At 34.3% G+C, this 15,244-nt stretch carries 16 protein-coding genes, 1 tRNA gene, 1 pseudogene and 1 riboswitch; of the genes and pseudogenes, 13 read left to right on the forward strand and 5 right to left on the reverse strand.

The window, feature by feature from the left end; genetic code table 11:
• On the reverse strand, window positions 1-532 hold a 532-nt coding region (locus ACFSCX_RS20175; RefSeq protein ID WP_377930062.1), incomplete at its 3' end, for a helix-turn-helix domain-containing protein.
• Between the two features lie 708 nt (window positions 533-1,240).
• Here ACFSCX_RS20175 and ACFSCX_RS20180 point away from each other — a divergent pair.
• The 5 genes from ACFSCX_RS20180 (at window position 1,241) to ACFSCX_RS20200 (ending at window position 4,013) form a co-directional block, all read left to right on the forward strand.
• On the forward strand, window positions 1,241-2,035 hold the full coding sequence (locus ACFSCX_RS20180) for a sigma-70 family RNA polymerase sigma factor (protein ID WP_377930063.1): 795 nt from the start codon (window positions 1,241-1,243) through the stop codon (window positions 2,033-2,035).
• 4 nt (window positions 2,036-2,039) lie between these two features.
• On the forward strand, window positions 2,040-2,201 hold the full coding sequence (locus ACFSCX_RS20185) for a YvrJ family protein (RefSeq protein ID WP_377930064.1): 162 nt from the start codon (window positions 2,040-2,042) through the stop codon (window positions 2,199-2,201).
• Between the two features lies 1 nt (window position 2,202).
• Window positions 2,203-2,445 carry a hypothetical protein gene (locus ACFSCX_RS20190; protein WP_377930065.1) on the forward strand — a complete coding sequence of 81 codons (243 nt, stop codon included), beginning with the start codon at window positions 2,203-2,205 and terminating at the stop codon, window positions 2,443-2,445.
• Window positions 2,446-2,759: 314 nt separating this feature from the next.
• Window positions 2,760-2,984: a hypothetical protein gene (locus ACFSCX_RS20195; RefSeq protein WP_377930066.1), complete on the forward strand. Its 225-nt coding sequence runs from the start codon at window positions 2,760-2,762 to the stop codon at window positions 2,982-2,984.
• Window positions 2,985-3,260: 276 nt separating this feature from the next.
• Window positions 3,261-4,013 carry a peptidoglycan-binding protein gene (locus ACFSCX_RS20200; protein WP_377930067.1) on the forward strand — a complete coding sequence of 251 codons (753 nt, stop codon included), beginning with the start codon at window positions 3,261-3,263 and terminating at the stop codon, window positions 4,011-4,013.
• Between the two features lie 16 nt (window positions 4,014-4,029).
• Here ACFSCX_RS20200 and ACFSCX_RS20205 read toward each other — a convergent pair whose 3' ends face one another.
• Entirely contained in the window at window positions 4,030-4,698 is a 669-nt protein-coding gene (locus tag ACFSCX_RS20205) for a hypothetical protein (protein ID WP_377930068.1), read from the reverse strand.
• A gap of 231 nt (window positions 4,699-4,929) precedes the next feature.
• On the opposite strand from ACFSCX_RS20205, the gene ACFSCX_RS20210 reads away from it, so the two are divergent.
• The 5 genes and pseudogenes from ACFSCX_RS20210 to ACFSCX_RS20230 all read left to right on the forward strand — a co-directional run.
• Complete coding sequence (locus ACFSCX_RS20210) at window positions 4,930-5,103, forward strand: hypothetical protein (RefSeq protein WP_377930069.1); 174 nt, start codon at window positions 4,930-4,932, stop codon at window positions 5,101-5,103.
• Between the two features lie 53 nt (window positions 5,104-5,156).
• Window positions 5,157-5,762, forward strand: a complete 606-nt coding sequence (locus ACFSCX_RS20215) for a hypothetical protein (protein ID WP_377930070.1) — start codon at window positions 5,157-5,159, stop codon at window positions 5,760-5,762.
• Window positions 5,759-6,451: a Mu transposase domain-containing protein gene (locus ACFSCX_RS20220; protein ID WP_377930071.1), complete on the forward strand. Its 693-nt coding sequence runs from the start codon at window positions 5,759-5,761 to the stop codon at window positions 6,449-6,451. Before ACFSCX_RS20215 ends, ACFSCX_RS20220 begins: the two co-directional genes overlap by 4 nt.
• Window positions 6,444-7,163 (forward strand): IS21-like element helper ATPase IstB, encoded by a 720-nt coding sequence (istB, locus tag ACFSCX_RS20225; RefSeq protein WP_377930073.1) that lies wholly within the window; start codon window positions 6,444-6,446, stop codon window positions 7,161-7,163. The genes ACFSCX_RS20220 and istB overlap by 8 nt, the downstream gene beginning before the upstream one ends.
• Window positions 7,164-7,230: 67 nt before the next feature.
• Window positions 7,231-9,774, forward strand: a pseudogene (locus ACFSCX_RS20230) (ATP-binding protein); the annotation flags it as partial.
• 87 nt (window positions 9,775-9,861) lie between these two features.
• Here ACFSCX_RS20230 and ACFSCX_RS20235 read toward each other — a convergent pair.
• A tRNA-Ala gene (locus tag ACFSCX_RS20235) sits at window positions 9,862-9,934 on the reverse strand.
• 128 nt (window positions 9,935-10,062) lie between these two features.
• On the opposite strand from ACFSCX_RS20235, the gene ACFSCX_RS20240 reads away from it, so the two are divergent.
• Together ACFSCX_RS20240 and ACFSCX_RS20245 are read left to right on the forward strand one after the other, a co-directional pair.
• Window positions 10,063-10,611 (forward strand): GNAT family N-acetyltransferase, encoded by a 549-nt coding sequence (locus tag ACFSCX_RS20240; protein WP_377930074.1) that lies wholly within the window; start codon window positions 10,063-10,065, stop codon window positions 10,609-10,611.
• A 66-nt stretch (window positions 10,612-10,677) separates the two neighbouring features.
• Window positions 10,678-10,980 carry a DUF4359 domain-containing protein gene (locus ACFSCX_RS20245; protein WP_377930075.1) on the forward strand — a complete coding sequence of 101 codons (303 nt, stop codon included), beginning with the start codon at window positions 10,678-10,680 and terminating at the stop codon, window positions 10,978-10,980.
• Between the two features lie 60 nt (window positions 10,981-11,040).
• Here the strand turns inward: ACFSCX_RS20245 and ACFSCX_RS20250 are convergent, their stop codons facing one another.
• Window positions 11,041-12,699 carry an AMP-binding protein gene (locus ACFSCX_RS20250; RefSeq protein WP_377930078.1) on the reverse strand — a complete coding sequence of 553 codons (1,659 nt, stop codon included), beginning with the start codon at window positions 12,697-12,699 and terminating at the stop codon, window positions 11,041-11,043.
• 109 nt (window positions 12,700-12,808) lie between these two features.
• Between ACFSCX_RS20250 and ACFSCX_RS20255 the strand changes: the two genes are divergently transcribed.
• Window positions 12,809-13,723 (forward strand): DMT family transporter, encoded by a 915-nt coding sequence (locus ACFSCX_RS20255; protein WP_377930076.1) that lies wholly within the window; start codon window positions 12,809-12,811, stop codon window positions 13,721-13,723.
• Here the strand turns inward: ACFSCX_RS20255 and ACFSCX_RS20260 are convergent.
• The gene (locus ACFSCX_RS20260; protein ID WP_377930077.1) at window positions 13,720-13,908 is read right to left on the reverse strand and encodes a hypothetical protein; all 189 of its coding nucleotides are present in this window, start codon (window positions 13,906-13,908) and stop codon (window positions 13,720-13,722) included. The genes ACFSCX_RS20255 and ACFSCX_RS20260 overlap by 4 nt on opposite strands.
• An 802-nt stretch (window positions 13,909-14,710) precedes the next feature.
• Window positions 14,711-14,809: riboswitch (TPP riboswitch) on the reverse strand.
• Between the last annotated feature and the right edge of the window lie 435 nt (window positions 14,810-15,244).

Genomic DNA, 15,244 nt, shown 5'->3' on the forward strand with positions numbered 1-15,244 from the left:
CATCTAAGAAAGCTTCCTGTTTTTCATGGAGGTATGCTCTTACAAATCGTACACGACTTGCTGAGAGCTGAATACAAAAGAGGAATACTCGTATTGTTCGACCCTGTAGAATAATATCCGCCTCTCCCCAGTCGAATTGGAATTGGTGGCCGAGTTGAAAATCAAGAGGAATGAAGACTTCCTGAAGTTTCTTTCTGCGTTTGCCTACGATCTTACGGATATTCGATTCCGATCCTTTAAAATCGTACTCTTTTTCTAATCTACGAAAAATGTTTGCAGCTGTATGTTTCTGTTTTTTCCAATGTTTCAAATCATCTTCTAGCCATTGATCAATGATAGGTAAAACACGCTTTGTTTCCTCGGAATAGTCTTTATTACCGTAAATAGTTTGACGTCGAATAGTAGTTGGTGGTTCATTCTCTTTGATATATTTACTAACGGTATTCCTTGAAATACCAAGCTTTTCTGCAACCTTTCGTTGTGATAGTCCTTCTACCTCTATCAAAAATTTGATATTATGATATTGAGCCATACTGATCATCCTTTTATTCCTCTTCTCATGTAGATTGTTTGGTCACTATCTATCATAAGAGAGGGGATTAAATTTGGAAATCATGTGGCTCATTTTTTATGTGATCAAACCCTTGAAAAGTGGCTCAATTTTAGATTATCAAATACAGCTTTAGTTGACTTTGTGAAGGATTTCACTTAAAGTATACTGCCTTAGTGAAAGAAGAAATATAATTTAATACCCCGATAATGTTAGTTTCTTTTTAAAAATTAGTAATTAAATGGTAGGGAAAAGGTAATTAACTTAGAGGGAGTTTTGGTCCTGGATTCCTTTCAAATATGAGGATGGTTAAGTCAAACAAGGCTATTATGCCTTGTCTACATTTAAAGAGCACAACTAATCCGTTAATGTATCTTAAGGTGGATCTCGTCTTGGAAGAGGTGTTCTAAAATTTGTCCGAAGTGATACTGAAAAATGAAAGAATCGGAACTGTTGTATGGAGGTACACACTGTCAATGTAGAATGAACAGAGAAGGGGATTTTAAATCCCGTTATATTTTATAAATAGTACCCGTTTCTCTGTATTTCTAACATATGAGAGTGGGTATTTTATTTGGTGTACTATTCAAAATACACCCTAAAATTTAGTAGAAATGGTTGTAATACTAGTGAATTATGCACCTTTATATATTAAAATAAGAACATGCATTCGGTTTTTGGGAGGTTCATATGTTATATGAAGTAAGAGGTTCCTACCATTATCCTGATTTACCAACTGAAAATTTAGTTGATGTTTCTCTGTATTATTCAAAAAACATTCTAGTACCAATTGAAATAAAAAGTGAAAGACCTATTTTCAATGCTTTGGATTTAGAAGAATTAGCTCTTACTATTGTTGATGAACGTCGAGAAATTGAGAATGAATTTAAGAAGAAAAGCACGAAAAAGAAAATGAGTAACTTCCACTTATTAAATATAAGATATTTAGCCTACTTAGAAGGTAATGAGAGGCATGCAAAAAATCGTATTTTCTCGTCGTTTTTAGATGATGTTCAACATCAATTCCTTCTTGTTTTAAGTTTATTATCTTATAAAAATTATCCTTTGGTTTTAGATGATGTATTTAGGCAGCACTATTTTGAATACAGATTTATTTCATATCTAACCACATACTTTTATTATGAATCTGTTAAGTATGATAAGAATATCAGGCGGCGTAACGAGAGGGAAACTGCAACATTAGATTCATCTATAGAAGAAGGGTTAACTTTAAAAGACTCAATACCAGCTAATGAGAAGTCGAGTTCCAGTAGAGAAACGTTTAAGGATCTGCTGACCAATGATTTGCTAATAGAGTCCTTTAAAATCTTGTCAAACCAACAACAATCTATATTGAACTATTACTATGTTAAAGGATATAAAGAACGAGAAATTTCAGATTTACTGGACATATCACAACAAGCTGTATCTAAGGCGAAAAGAAAAGCGATTGAAAAACTAAAGAAATTGATGAAAGGGGGGTGATAGTGTGGAAGAAGCTAACTTTTGGATTGATAATATTAGCAATTTAGGTTTTCATATTGTAATTACTCTCTTTTTGTTAGTTCGCCTAGAAAGAAAATTAGAAATGTTAAGGAATAGTATTGTCGAGCTAAATAAAAACATTAGTAATTCGAAAGGTGGATTTTAATTTGGGTGCATCACTTTATACCGTTGTTAAGGAATTTCAAGAAACAGAAAGTGAACGAGCGTTTGAACGAATATACAAAAAATTATGTCCAAAGATCAATTACTCTCTACGACAAACTCACATTGAAGAACGAGAGGACTTGCAACAAGAACTCAGTTTATTAGTTTATGAAAAGGCACTACATTACTCACTAGATGAAGTGCCAGGTTTTGAAGAATTTGAAAAGAAGATATTAAAAAAATAAATTTGCTTTATCTAAGTTGCTCCTATATTAAGCAACTTTTTTTAAATGTAATGGAAACTGTTTCATACAATTAATGGATAAAATGAATTTTTGTTATCTATAATTGAGGAGAATGAGTTGAAAAAAATAGAAAGTATATCATCTTGTTTGTTGCTTTATTTTTGGTAGTAGTCGTAGCGTTGAACCTTTCCTGTATTAGCGAGAAGATACAAAAGAATTCTGTGGAGTTCACATATGGAAGTGTTACTAAAAATTGAACAATAAGCAATTATATCTCATTGAACGCGAACAAAGGCTTTGTCGATGGACTATCAATGGATTCAGAAGAAAATACGAAAAGTACTTCAGTTTTAAGGTTCAGTCTTTATTATCTAAAGGATCATCCGGAGTTCGAAGAAATAGAAATGAAGATTCCCACTACGAGATATAATGTTGATGGTGAAAATATAGTGATTATCTCTGGTAAGGGAGAGATTATTAAAGTAAATATGGATGGAGAGTGGAAATCTCCAGAGAATAAGAGGATGTTGGGTAAATGATCCAACATCCACTCTTTATTATTAATATATCCATCCACTGCTAGTGTGAACTCCTGTCAGTAGCCCTTTCCCTGTAAAAAGCCTAATATTTTAGCAGTCGTCAAAAATAGAAAAGCAAATATAGTTCTAGTAAAAATAACTATAAGAAAACTTATAGTTTTTTAAAAAAAGGTTGTTATTTGAAGAATAATATCTCCTTTATATAATGTCAAGGGAAGTAGAAATGAGGGATTCTTTCCTTTGGCCCCTCAACTAATATATAAGGGAGAGATATTAATGGCAGCAGGACATAATAATGTTGCAGCGGTTGGAACATCTGATTCAAATGCAGAATATGGAACTAATTTCAAAAGTACGTATCGTTTAGGAGATTCTCACGAACAGGTGGCGGTATTGAAGGCAAACTTAAGGGATTATCGAGGTAAGACTCCTTCTAATCTATGGATAGGAATTCCTTCATTAATAGGTAATACTTCAACCTATTTTGATTCAGCAACAGATGATAACTTAGCGGTATTTCAAATGAATGAAGGTTTAACAGTCGATGGTATATATGGAAATTCAGCAAGAAGTGCGATGCATGCATTTTTAGGAGTTTCCCCATTGGGGTTTGTAAGAGTGTATAAAAGTACCTATGGGTATTCTAACTATAATGACACTTCTAGTGGATTGAGTGCAGATGCAAAATATAAACTTGATCATAGCTGGGTAACAAGTGCCACTAGGAACACTCTAGCAGAGATTGGTCAACAATACAGAGATATTTTTGGAACGAAAATTGAATTGAACGATGGTTGTTTAATCGATGGAGAAAATACCCCAGAACACAGCACTCACGAAGATGGAAAAGACATGGATATTAGAAATGCAGGTATGACAGCAGCTCAAGAAAAAAAGCTACTTGAGATTTTAATAGCTAATTCAAATGTGGATAAGGTCTTATTTTATAAGAATCATGGGTTATCAAGCTCGAAGATAATTGTAAGAAGTGACCATGCGGATCATTTCCATGTAGATTTTTTCAATTAAATTCAAAAAGCGGAGGTTACTCCGCTTTTACTATTTCTTTTATAGTTGGGACAAACTCATTAATTATACTTTTGTGTTTATTAGTATACTGAAGTTTAACCATTAACTCTAATTCTTTTATGTAAAACCGTATGCTAGTAAAGTTATTGTTTTTCCTGGATTGAATATACTCATTAATTGAAGAAAATTGATTATCGACATAATATTCTTCAGGGTATTCAATTAGTAATCTAGCAAATTGACTTTTCCTTTCCTCCAGAGAAAAATGCTCCCAGTAATAGGTTAATGTAATTTCATCATCTAGTATATAATATTCAAATCCGTCACTGAGTTTTGTCTTAATATCATATTTTTCTGGTAAATAAAAACATAGTTTTACTTCTTTATTTGCATATGGCCCACACACAGGTTTATAGGTTATTTCTTCTCCATTTACTAATTCCTTTTTTGATGTTCTTAAATTGGTTGAAATGGATATCTTTTCAGTGGGAACAGGAAGTACTCTTTGAATAGGGTTCTCGATATCCTCTTTCTTAACGTTAATATCCCCATTTGATTTAGGCTTTTCTCCTTCGGTTTCCTCTGGTGCTACTGAATTAACAACAAGTTGATTTTCCTCATTGTTATTGCATGCTACTAATAATAGATAAAATGATAGAAGTAATAATATATGTAATATTTTCATAATAATTTACACACCCCATTATTAATCTAATCTCTTTAAAAGAATTTTATCTGATGTCTAACTTAATTCCACAACTATCCTATTCTATAGAGTTCAACAAGAATAGGGTTTAATCCTTCTCATGCACGTTGCACGTCAATCTAATTGAAAATTAATCAGAGTCTATCGCATTATGAACTACCCCCGTCAAGTAGACAGGGGACACAAAAGCGTAATAAGGGAGTGAGGTAGATGCCAAAAGTACAAGTAACTAAAGAGCATTACGAATATTTTAGAAATGCTGAAAAAATTACAGGAAAGAAAGTAAAAGATTTAGTTATTGGTGTCCCTGATTGCGTCGAAGGTATTCATGGAGTTTATCAGGTAAAGTGTTGTTATAAAACAAACCATTTGGTTTTATGGTAATATTTGTATGACAGAAAGAGGATCTAACGGAAAAAGACATTTGGGGGAGAGAGATGAATAAGGTTATATTAGTTTTATTAATACTTCTATTCTTTTCAATTGTATTCAATGGATTTCAATTTTATCTATATTCCAAAGAACAGAACAAAAGAAATATAGTTGAGAAATCAATGCTTATGAATGAATTTAGTGATAGAGCCGAAAAATGGAGAAATTTTAATCAGTTCATTTCCAAAATACTTCAGGAAAAGAATATTAACTACCCTATCAGTAAACAACAGTCAGATATGTATTTTGAATTAGCCAAGCATGAAATGTCTTTGATACTAAAACAAACAAGCAATGTAGGTTCTTTTGCTATTTCAGACCATTATATTGAATATGCACAGTTTATAAGCGAGTTTGACCGACAATTTAAAACACTTGTACAACGCTTCAATGGTAAACTACCAATTATGAAAAGAGAGCAATTAGTGGAATTATCAAATAGCTTAGAGAAAAGTTATAAACTTTATATGAATGTTGGAGTAGGTAGGTTTGGAGCAAGTAGTAAGGGTTCAGTAATGTTTGAAGTTATATTTGAACCAAACATAGAAATTCTAGACAAAGTAATAGATGAATTATCATCTATTCGAAAAGAAATAGAAGCAATTGAATGATTTGTTGTGCTAAAGTGTGCGAGCCTCATTATGAGAAAGGAATTCTCCAATCTAAACTTTATTTACAAGATAAAGAGGAGTGGCTCTTATTACCTGAGAAGGCGTTTCAATGCGTTCGTTATCAAGAGCTAAAAGCAGATAAATACGGATTTGTCTCTTTAGATGATAAGCAATACTCAACTTCACCAAGGTTCTCTCAGCAGAGAGTTAAACTATGTATCTCCTATAACTCCGTTATAGTTTTAAGTGAGAACAACGAGTTAATTGTAAAACATAGTAGATTGTATGGGACACGCCGAAAATCAATGGTATGGCAGCCGTATCTAGATTTATTGTCAAAGAGACCTAAGGCTATTAAGTACTCGAGTATATATAATCAATTCCCTGAAGTATGGTCCAATTACTTGCGTAATTGTACAGAAGAAGAGCAAAAAGAAGCCTTACGCCTAGTTGGTCGGCTCTTAAAGAACCAAGATTTCAGTCTACTAAATAAAGCATTAGCTTTAGCTTCACAGAATGGTCATCCAAGTGCTGATCAAATTAAGCACTGTTTTTATTCCTTACATAACAACAAAGGTACGCACGAAGCCATCTCTACAAATCTAGTAGTCCCGACATTACCAACTGTTACCCGTGGCTTAAATCATTATGACACCTTCTTTAAGGGAGGGGTTTATAGCAATGGATAGGCAAATTGAAGCATACGCAAAGCGATTAAAGCTAAGTTGGATAAGAGAACACTATCATGAAGTTGAGGAAAGTGATCCAAAAGAATACCTTCTCAGGCTATTTGAAAAAGAAGTTGCCAATCGGGAAGAACGAAAGATTAACTTATTATTAAACCAAGCTCAACTCCCTAAAACAGGTGGAAGTCCCTATCAGTGGGAACATATACAAATTCCACAAGGAATAGAACGAGAGCAAGTGTTATATGGAGATTTTATTTCAGAAAAGGAAAACCTCATTTTCTATGGAGGGGTTGGTACAGGAAAAACATATTTGACAACGTTATTATCCTTAAATGCCATAAATAGATTTGGCAGTTGCGTAAAGTTCTTTACAGTGGCAGGCTTGGTAAACAAATTAATTGAGGCTAATCAGAATTGCACTTTACCGAAGTTTATGAAGCAGTTAGAAAAGCTCGATCTACTAGTGTTAGACGAGCTTGGGTACATCCCATTGCATAAAGAAGGAGCTGAATTATTATTCCAGGTAATATCAATGTGTTATGAAAGTAAGAGCTTAGTCATCACGACAAACCTTCAATTTGGTCAGTGGAATCATGTTTTTGGAGATCCTATTCTAACTGAAGCAGTTATTGACAGGCTGATTCATCACTCACATTTATTAGTCTTCAAAGGTGATAGTTTCAGGTACAAAGAGTCTTTATTACACAATTAAACTAGGGTGGCAAGTGGCATACATTTTTAAATGCCATTTGATACATTTTTTACTTGCCAAATACAACCAAATCGAAAAGAAAGCTCAAGTACGTCAATACGAAGCTATTGCCGAGCAACCTATGGGCAAGCAAATACAAGTAGATTGGGGAGTAACCAAGCAAAAGACAACGACGAAAAAAGAAGTAAAGCTATATTTTATAGCTTTTGTGTTAGCACATTCACGATATAAGTATATGGAATGGCAAGACAGACCATTTACAACAAAGGATACCATTCGATGTCACGTGAATGCATTCAAATATCTTGGAGGAAGGCCTGAAGAAATAGTTTATGATCAAGATAATTTAATTGCGGTTAGTGAGAATGCTGGAGATTTAATATTAACTTCAGAGTTCCAAGCATATGTGAAAGACTGTAAGTTTAGAGTTCATTTATGTAGAAAAGCAGATCCTGAATCAAAAGGTATGATTGAAAATGTAGTGAAATACATAAAAGGAAATTTCGCTGATAGTCGAGTATTTAAAGACATAGAAGATTGGAATACACGCGCAATTCAGTGGTTAGAACGTACCGGAAATTATAATGTTCACAATACAACGAAAAAGAGACCAGTAGAAGTGTTTCTCGTCGAAAAGCAACACTTAATACCAGTCTCTCCCCTACTTTCGATTGAAAGTAACCTTACAAACAGTATAACAAGGAATGTAGGTAAGGACAACACGATTCGTTATGAATCGAATCGTTACTCGTTACCATTAGGAACCTACGGTTCAATTCCTAAAAACCAGGTGTTCTTAGAGATTAAAGGTGACTTTCCTGGCATATTAATTATTCGTAAACAACCTGATGGTGAAAAGATAGCTGAACATCAGATTAATAAAGAAAAAGGAAGATTAATTAAAAATCGTAATCATAGGCGAGACCGTTCTCTTGGCATCGAAGAGATGAAAAATAGTATCATTACTTTTTTTGATAATCAGGATGATGCGAATGCCTTTGTAGATGAGATATGTAAAAGATATCATCGATATCGACGAGATCAACTAACAATTCTCCTAACTCTGATAAAGAAAGATTCAGCATTAATAAATCAAGCACTTACTATATGTATTAAAGAAAAGCTCTATAGTGCCAATGATCTTCGAGATATAGTTAATTACTTAAAGATTTCATCGCCTTCCATAGAGAGTGCTGAGAACAAAATCAGTGTTTCAACATCTTCTGACTCCGTTAATACATTGTTTGAACTGAATAAACGCGAAGCCAAAAGCATTGAACGAAGAATGAAATGGGCTCGGTTCCCTTATATTAAAACGCTAAGTGAATTCATGGTGGAAGAGCAATCAGCCATAACAGAAAGACATTTAACACAGTTAAAAGAGCTTAGTTGGTTAGAACAACAATACAACTTAATATTGCTAGGACCGCCTGGAGTAGGCAAAACCTTTTTAACTATTGGCTTGGGAATAGAAGCTATTCAAAGAGGGTTTCAAGTTTTTTTTGTGACAATGGGAGAATTAATGCAATTATTAAAAACACAAGAATTTACTCATAAATCACAAGTACAGATAAAGAGACTTCAATCATCTGACTTAGTAATAATTGATGATTTAATGTATATGGCAATGGATCAGCGTGAAGCAAATCTATTTTTTCAGATAGTAAATCACTTATATGAACGAAGTTCAATCATCCTAACTTCAAATAAAAATCCTGAGCAATGGAGTGAACTGATGGGTGATCAGGGCATTGGAGAAAAACTTCTCTCCCACATTACGTCTGATGATATAAAAAATTTTTATGCTCAAAAAAAGCGGGAGAAATATGCAGATAAAACAATCAGCACAATTCACAAGTTTCTATCAACGTTGTTTTATTCTGCTGTGGAAGATGGTTATCTGGCTGAGCATCCAATGAGTTCAATGAAGAAAAGTAAACCTAAGGATCCAAACCGAATTGCTCATCCTTGGAATTATAAAGAGGTCACTCAATTTCTAGATGTTGCAGAACAAGAAGGAAAAGATATCATGTTTGAATTTGAACTTTCAACAGGAGTAAGGCAAGGAGAACTGCTGGCATTTCCTTGGTTTGACATTGATCTTGAGCGGAAAACGGTAACGGTAACCAGAAGTGTATCCTATGATGAAGATGGAAATCCAGAACTTATGCCGAAAAGTCAAGAAAGTTACCGTACCTTATCTATCCCGGATAATCTAGTTGAGAAGTTAAAAAAGCACAGAGAGAAACAGGATGAACTAAAGAAACGTTATGGTGATGGTTATAAATATGAGTTGGATTTAGTTTTTCCTGTAAGTCATGGTGGCTTTCAAAACCCGTCAAATGTTCGAAGATTATTTTATGATCTCATTAAAAAAGCGAAAGTACGCCGAATAACCTTTCATGATTTGAGACACACACATGCTAGCCTACTTATTCGAAGTGGTGCCTCACCCACTATTGTACAAAAGCGTCTAGGTCATCAAGATATTGAAACAACTTTTAGGTATTATGGTCATCTATGGCCGAATGCCGATCAAGAGGCCGTAGAAAAGCTTGAAATAGAAATGGGAAAATACAAAGATCCAAATCGTCGAAATGAGGAAACGTGAATTTTGTGAACTTAAAGAGATTTTGAATGGGAAAAGAAGAAATGAAGAAACAAAAAAATCCCTTGTACGACAAGGGATTTTCGGTGATGGAGCATAGGGGGCTCGAACCCCTGACCTCTACGCTGCCAGCGTAGCGCTCTCCCAGCTGAGCTAATGCCCCGTAATGAGTATGAAGTTATTGTAAATCGCTTTCAAAAATTAGTCAATAAGGAAAAAAGGATAATCATCTGCTACCTAATTTTGGTATAATCTATTAATCAGTCATTAAATATTGAAAGAAGGTACCGTATGTCTAATTATCCTATTCTTGAAACAGATCGGCTAATACTTAGAAAGATAAGAGAGGAGGATGCTGACTTTTTATTAGAACACTTTGGTAATCCTGAAGTCGTCCGATATTTTGGAATGTCCCCTATGAAGGAAAGAGAGTCCGCAATCGGTTTCATCGATTCATTTAAGGATGGATTTGAAAATAATACTGTGATGCGATGGGCCATTACAGACAAAGAAACGGGAAAAACGATGGGAACAGTTGGTTTTCATAATATATCGAATTCTTATAGGCGTTGTGAGGTAGGATACGATTTAAGTCCAGCTTTTTGGGGAAAAGGAATAATGCCAGAGGCACTTGCTATAGTAATTGATTTCTTATTTGAAAATAGACAAATGAATAGAGTTGGGGCAACAATCGTCAATCACAATGCAGCATCCTCCCGAGTGGTTGAAAAACTAGGATTCAAAAACGAAGGTTTACTTCGTCATTATATTATTCAAGAAGGTGAACTTCTTGATGCTTATATGTTTAGTATCCTTAAAGAAGAATGGGATCAACGGTAAAATAGGTTTAAACTATTGAATCTTTGGAAAGGATGGAAATCGACTATAATAATGGAGGTTTCTATCTTGAAAAAGAAATATGTTGGTGTCATGTTGGTGACTGCCTTTATACTACTAATGATTATCTTAAACCCAGGTCAGGATAAATATGTATCATGGGTTGCAGACCGACTTACTGAGGAAAAAGGTGTTCTCGTTAGTATTGGAGTAGATTACGTAGCAAAACCTATTATTTCATCCTCCACTACGAGAAAGGACTATTTCTTCTTTACCATTTACCATACAAATATATTGTCTGATAAAGATATCATCACACTTGGGATTATGAATCAATTTATCCCAATCAAAAGTATAGCATTTGAAAAATAACGAAGCTTATTAAAAAGCTTCGTTATTTTTTGTAGTAGAAAGGCATCGGGGACCCCGGTGCTACATTACTTCCTTTGATAAATTTGATGCCCATTCCCGTAGTATATATTTTTGAATTTTACCCGAAGCCGTCATCGGATACTCATCTACAAAGAAAATGTACTCTGGGATTTTATAATAAGCCAGCTTGCCTGTGCAATAATCACGAATAACTGTTTCTGAGAGAGACTGTCCCTCTTTAAGTACAATACACGCTGCAACCTTCTCGCCATATTTCTCGTCGGGGACACCAACGACTTGAACATCTAATATAGAAGGGTGTTGATAAAGAAACTCTTCAATTTCACGTGGGTAAATATTTTCCCCACCACGAATAATCATATCTTTTAATCTGCCGGTAATGGCAATATACCCTTCATCATCCATAGTGGCTAAATCACCAGTATGAAGCCAGCCATCCTCATCGATTGCTTCCATCGTTGCCTCAGGCATCTTATAATACCCTTTCATTATTAGATAGCCTTTTGTGCATAGTTCTCCTTGAACTCCCCTAGGTACTTCAAGACCTGTATTAGGGTCCACAACCTTCACATCTACAAACGGATGAGCTTTCCCGACAGAATTTACTCTTCTACTTATAGGGTCATCAGTAACAGTTTGGGTGATGACCGGAGATGCCTCTGTTTGTCCATAAGCAATCGTGATATCATTCATACCCATGTCATTCATAACTTTTTTCATGACTTCAATTGGGCAATTAGATCCCGCCATTATACCAGTACGTAACGAGGAAAGATCAAACTCATGAAAATTTGGGTGATTAAGCTCTGCGATAAACATGGTAGGTACACCATGTAATCCGGTACATCGTTCTTTTTCTACAACCTCAAGAACAAGTTTTGGGTCAAATTCGATTGTTGGTAGCATAGTGGCACCAACGGAAACACAAGCTAATACCCCTAATACACAACCGAAGCAATGAAAAAACGGAACAGGTATACATAGTCGATCCTCATTTGTTAACTTCATTGCTTGGGCAACTAGAAAACCATTGTTTACAATGTTGTGATGGGTAAGCATGACACCTTTTGGAAAACCAGTCGTTCCAGAGGTATATTGCATATTGATGACATCACTTGGATGTGTATCTTTTTCTCTTTCTAACAACTCTTCATCCGAAACGTTGTTTGAGAGCTTGAGCATTTCATTCCAATGCATCATTTCATACGGAGACGTTTCTTCCCCAATAAAGATGACATTTTTTAAATTGGGTAGTTTATGATTTGAAATACTTTTATGCGGATCTATGAGGTTTAAAATGGAAGCTATAATGTCTGTATAGGACGTTCCTTTAAAGCCATTAATACAGAAAAGTGTCGTACTGTCGGATTGCTTTAGGAGATACTCTAATTCACTCTCCTGATAGCTAGTATTCACTGTTACTAATACAGCGCCAATTCTAGCAGATGCAAATTGTAAAATGACCCACTCAGGTACATTTGTTGCCCATATTGCAAGGTGTTCCCCTTTTTTTATCCCAAGCCCTAACAATGCTTTCGCTACTTTAGTAGTTTCATCCCAAAACTCCTGATATGTATACCTAATTCCCTCTTTATAGTATACAAGGGCTTCCTTTTCAGCATTTGTATTTACTGCTTTTAATAAGAGGTTACCGATTGTTTCTTGTTTTAGTTGAATCATTTTCTTCCCCCTTTTAATAGAAAAGATTAAAATAGAATCTACAATGAATAATATGAAACAATACGTATTCTTATTATAAAATTAAGAGATTGAAATTTCAAAATATTTTAACAAAAGGTGATCTTCGATGAAACCTCAAATGACAAAGGCATACATAGCTCTAACTATTGGTGTTCTATCAGTGTCAGCATCAGCCATTTTCGTAAAGCTAGCAGGTGCTCCTTCCTCGATTACGGCTTTTTATCGATTGTTTTTTTCGATTTTGATTATGTTCCCACTTGTCTTTGTTAAGTATAAAAACGAATTAAAAAGAATCAATAGAAGGGAGTGGCTCTTTTCAATCATTGCTGGGGTATTTTTAGCCCTTCATTTCGTATTATGGTTTGAATCTTTGCGCTTTACTTCAATTGCAAGTTCGGTAGTGCTAGTTACAATGCAGCCCTTGTTTGCATTTATTGGAACATACTTATTTTTTCAAGAAAGATTTTCATTAAAGACAATTTTAAGTGGGACATTAGCCATTTCAGGAAGTGTGATTATCAGCTGGGGTGACTTTCGTATTAGTGGTTTGGCTCTATGGGGAGACATTCTAGCATTAGTAGCTTGCTTATTAGTGACGATTTATTTATTATTTGGACAACATGTTAGAAAGCAATTGTCGCTAATTACTTATACTTTTATTGTATACTCCGTAAGCACGATTACCTTATTTATTTATGCAGTATTAAGTGGGGATTCCTTTTTTGAATATGAAAATGAGCAGTGGTTTTATTTTGTACTTCTTGCCATTGTTCCAACTCTACTAGGGCATACATTATTTAATTATTCTTTAAAGTGGATAAGTACTTCTATTATTTCAGTAGCCATTTTATTTGAACCAATTGGAGCGTCCGTTTTAGCGTATTATGTGTTTCACGAGCTTCCATTAATTCATCAAATATTTGGTGGATTGATCGTTATTGTAGGAATTTGTTTATTTTTATTGTTTAAAAGGAAAGAGACCGTTAAAAAGGATAAAAAAAGACCTAGTGATCTTCACTAGGATAAATTAGAAGAAAAGGTATTGGCAAAGATGGCAAATATTAATCCCATAACAAAACAGAAGATCATTGTTCCACCGTTTACGAGACCACTTGCTCTACTGATGGTTATTGCTTCCTTATACCCAACTAAAAATAAGAAGACAGACATTAGAAATGATATAAGCATGGCGATTTCCATTAACATTATGAATCCTCCTACAACTGATTGTTCTATTAATAGTTATGATAGAGATAGTAGGAATATGATTATTTCTTCTATTAAAAGTTATTAACAGGCTATCAACAGAATTTGTTAATATACTAACAAGCCTGAATACTTTATCAACATATTATCCACAAAAATTGTTAAAAACCTGTGGATACAAGAAAAGATATTATAGACTAGGAAAAACAGGATATGAAAAACACCCCCTAATTCATATCTATGATAAGCAGGAGGTGTTTTCTATTATCTATTAATTTGTAAAGTTCTCTTAAATGAGGAAACGAGTAAAACAATGATAAAGGCTGGTAGCGTATATGATCCATATAAACGTATGAATAAATAACGACAGGAGTTCCTTCAAGGGGCATAATCTTCAAAAAAGACGCTTTCTACAATAAAATGAGCTAAAAGTCATAGTCCACTTGCCAAAATTGCACCTAAGAAGATATGAAGGATAGCCTCGATTTTAGGTTACGATCTGATGCTTCTTTACTATTATTCGTAAAGACTCCCGCAAATCTTAAAGTAGTAAAAGCAAAAATATAAACAATGAGTGCTTGTTGGCACTAGCAGATCCAAGCTTGCCCGGTAACAATTTGCAAAAACTCCATAAACTAATCCTTATAATAAATCACTTTTTAGGCTCCAGCGATATGCAATGGAGGAAAACAGGTATCATTGATAATGAAACACCTTGAGCCCGAATTTTAAACGAAACAAAATCTAGTATCAGTGCTAATGCTGAAAACAAAGCTCATAATGGACTCTGTCTACATCGCTTCCTCATCAAAAGACACATTCCTACGTTAGAATAATCTAACAGGTTCGAAGGGTCTGAATAGAAGTTCACTCTCAGCCATAAGCTCCCCTTGTGGTTTTAATTTCTATCCTATTACTACTTTACATATCACATGGATAGTTAACAAAAAAAGTTTAAGGGTTTTTGGTGTGTTTTTCCAACTTTTTTTTTATAAAGATACTTGCACAACCATTTATAACATGATATATTATTCTTCGTCGCCGCATTTTGGTGAGAACAATTGAAGATAAGCTTTAAAAAAACTTTTATAAAATTGTTGACACTCAAGAGCAAGACATGTTATATTGATAAAGTCGCTTTTGAGCGATGGACAAGTTCTTTGAAAACTAAACAGAACGTCAAGCGTGTTGGTTTTATAGACCAACGAGGTTATTTCATAGTAAATAACCATCAATAATTTTTAAAATCTACTATTGTAGATTGTCGGTGTTTTTGAGCAATCAAACATCTTGCCACGGTGGTAAGTGACTGTAATTCCCTAACGGGAACACATTC

The organism is Bacillus salitolerans (assembly GCF_042680805.1).
GTDB classification, from domain to species: Bacteria; Bacillota; Bacilli; order Bacillales; family SA4; genus Bacillus_CJ; species Bacillus_CJ salitolerans.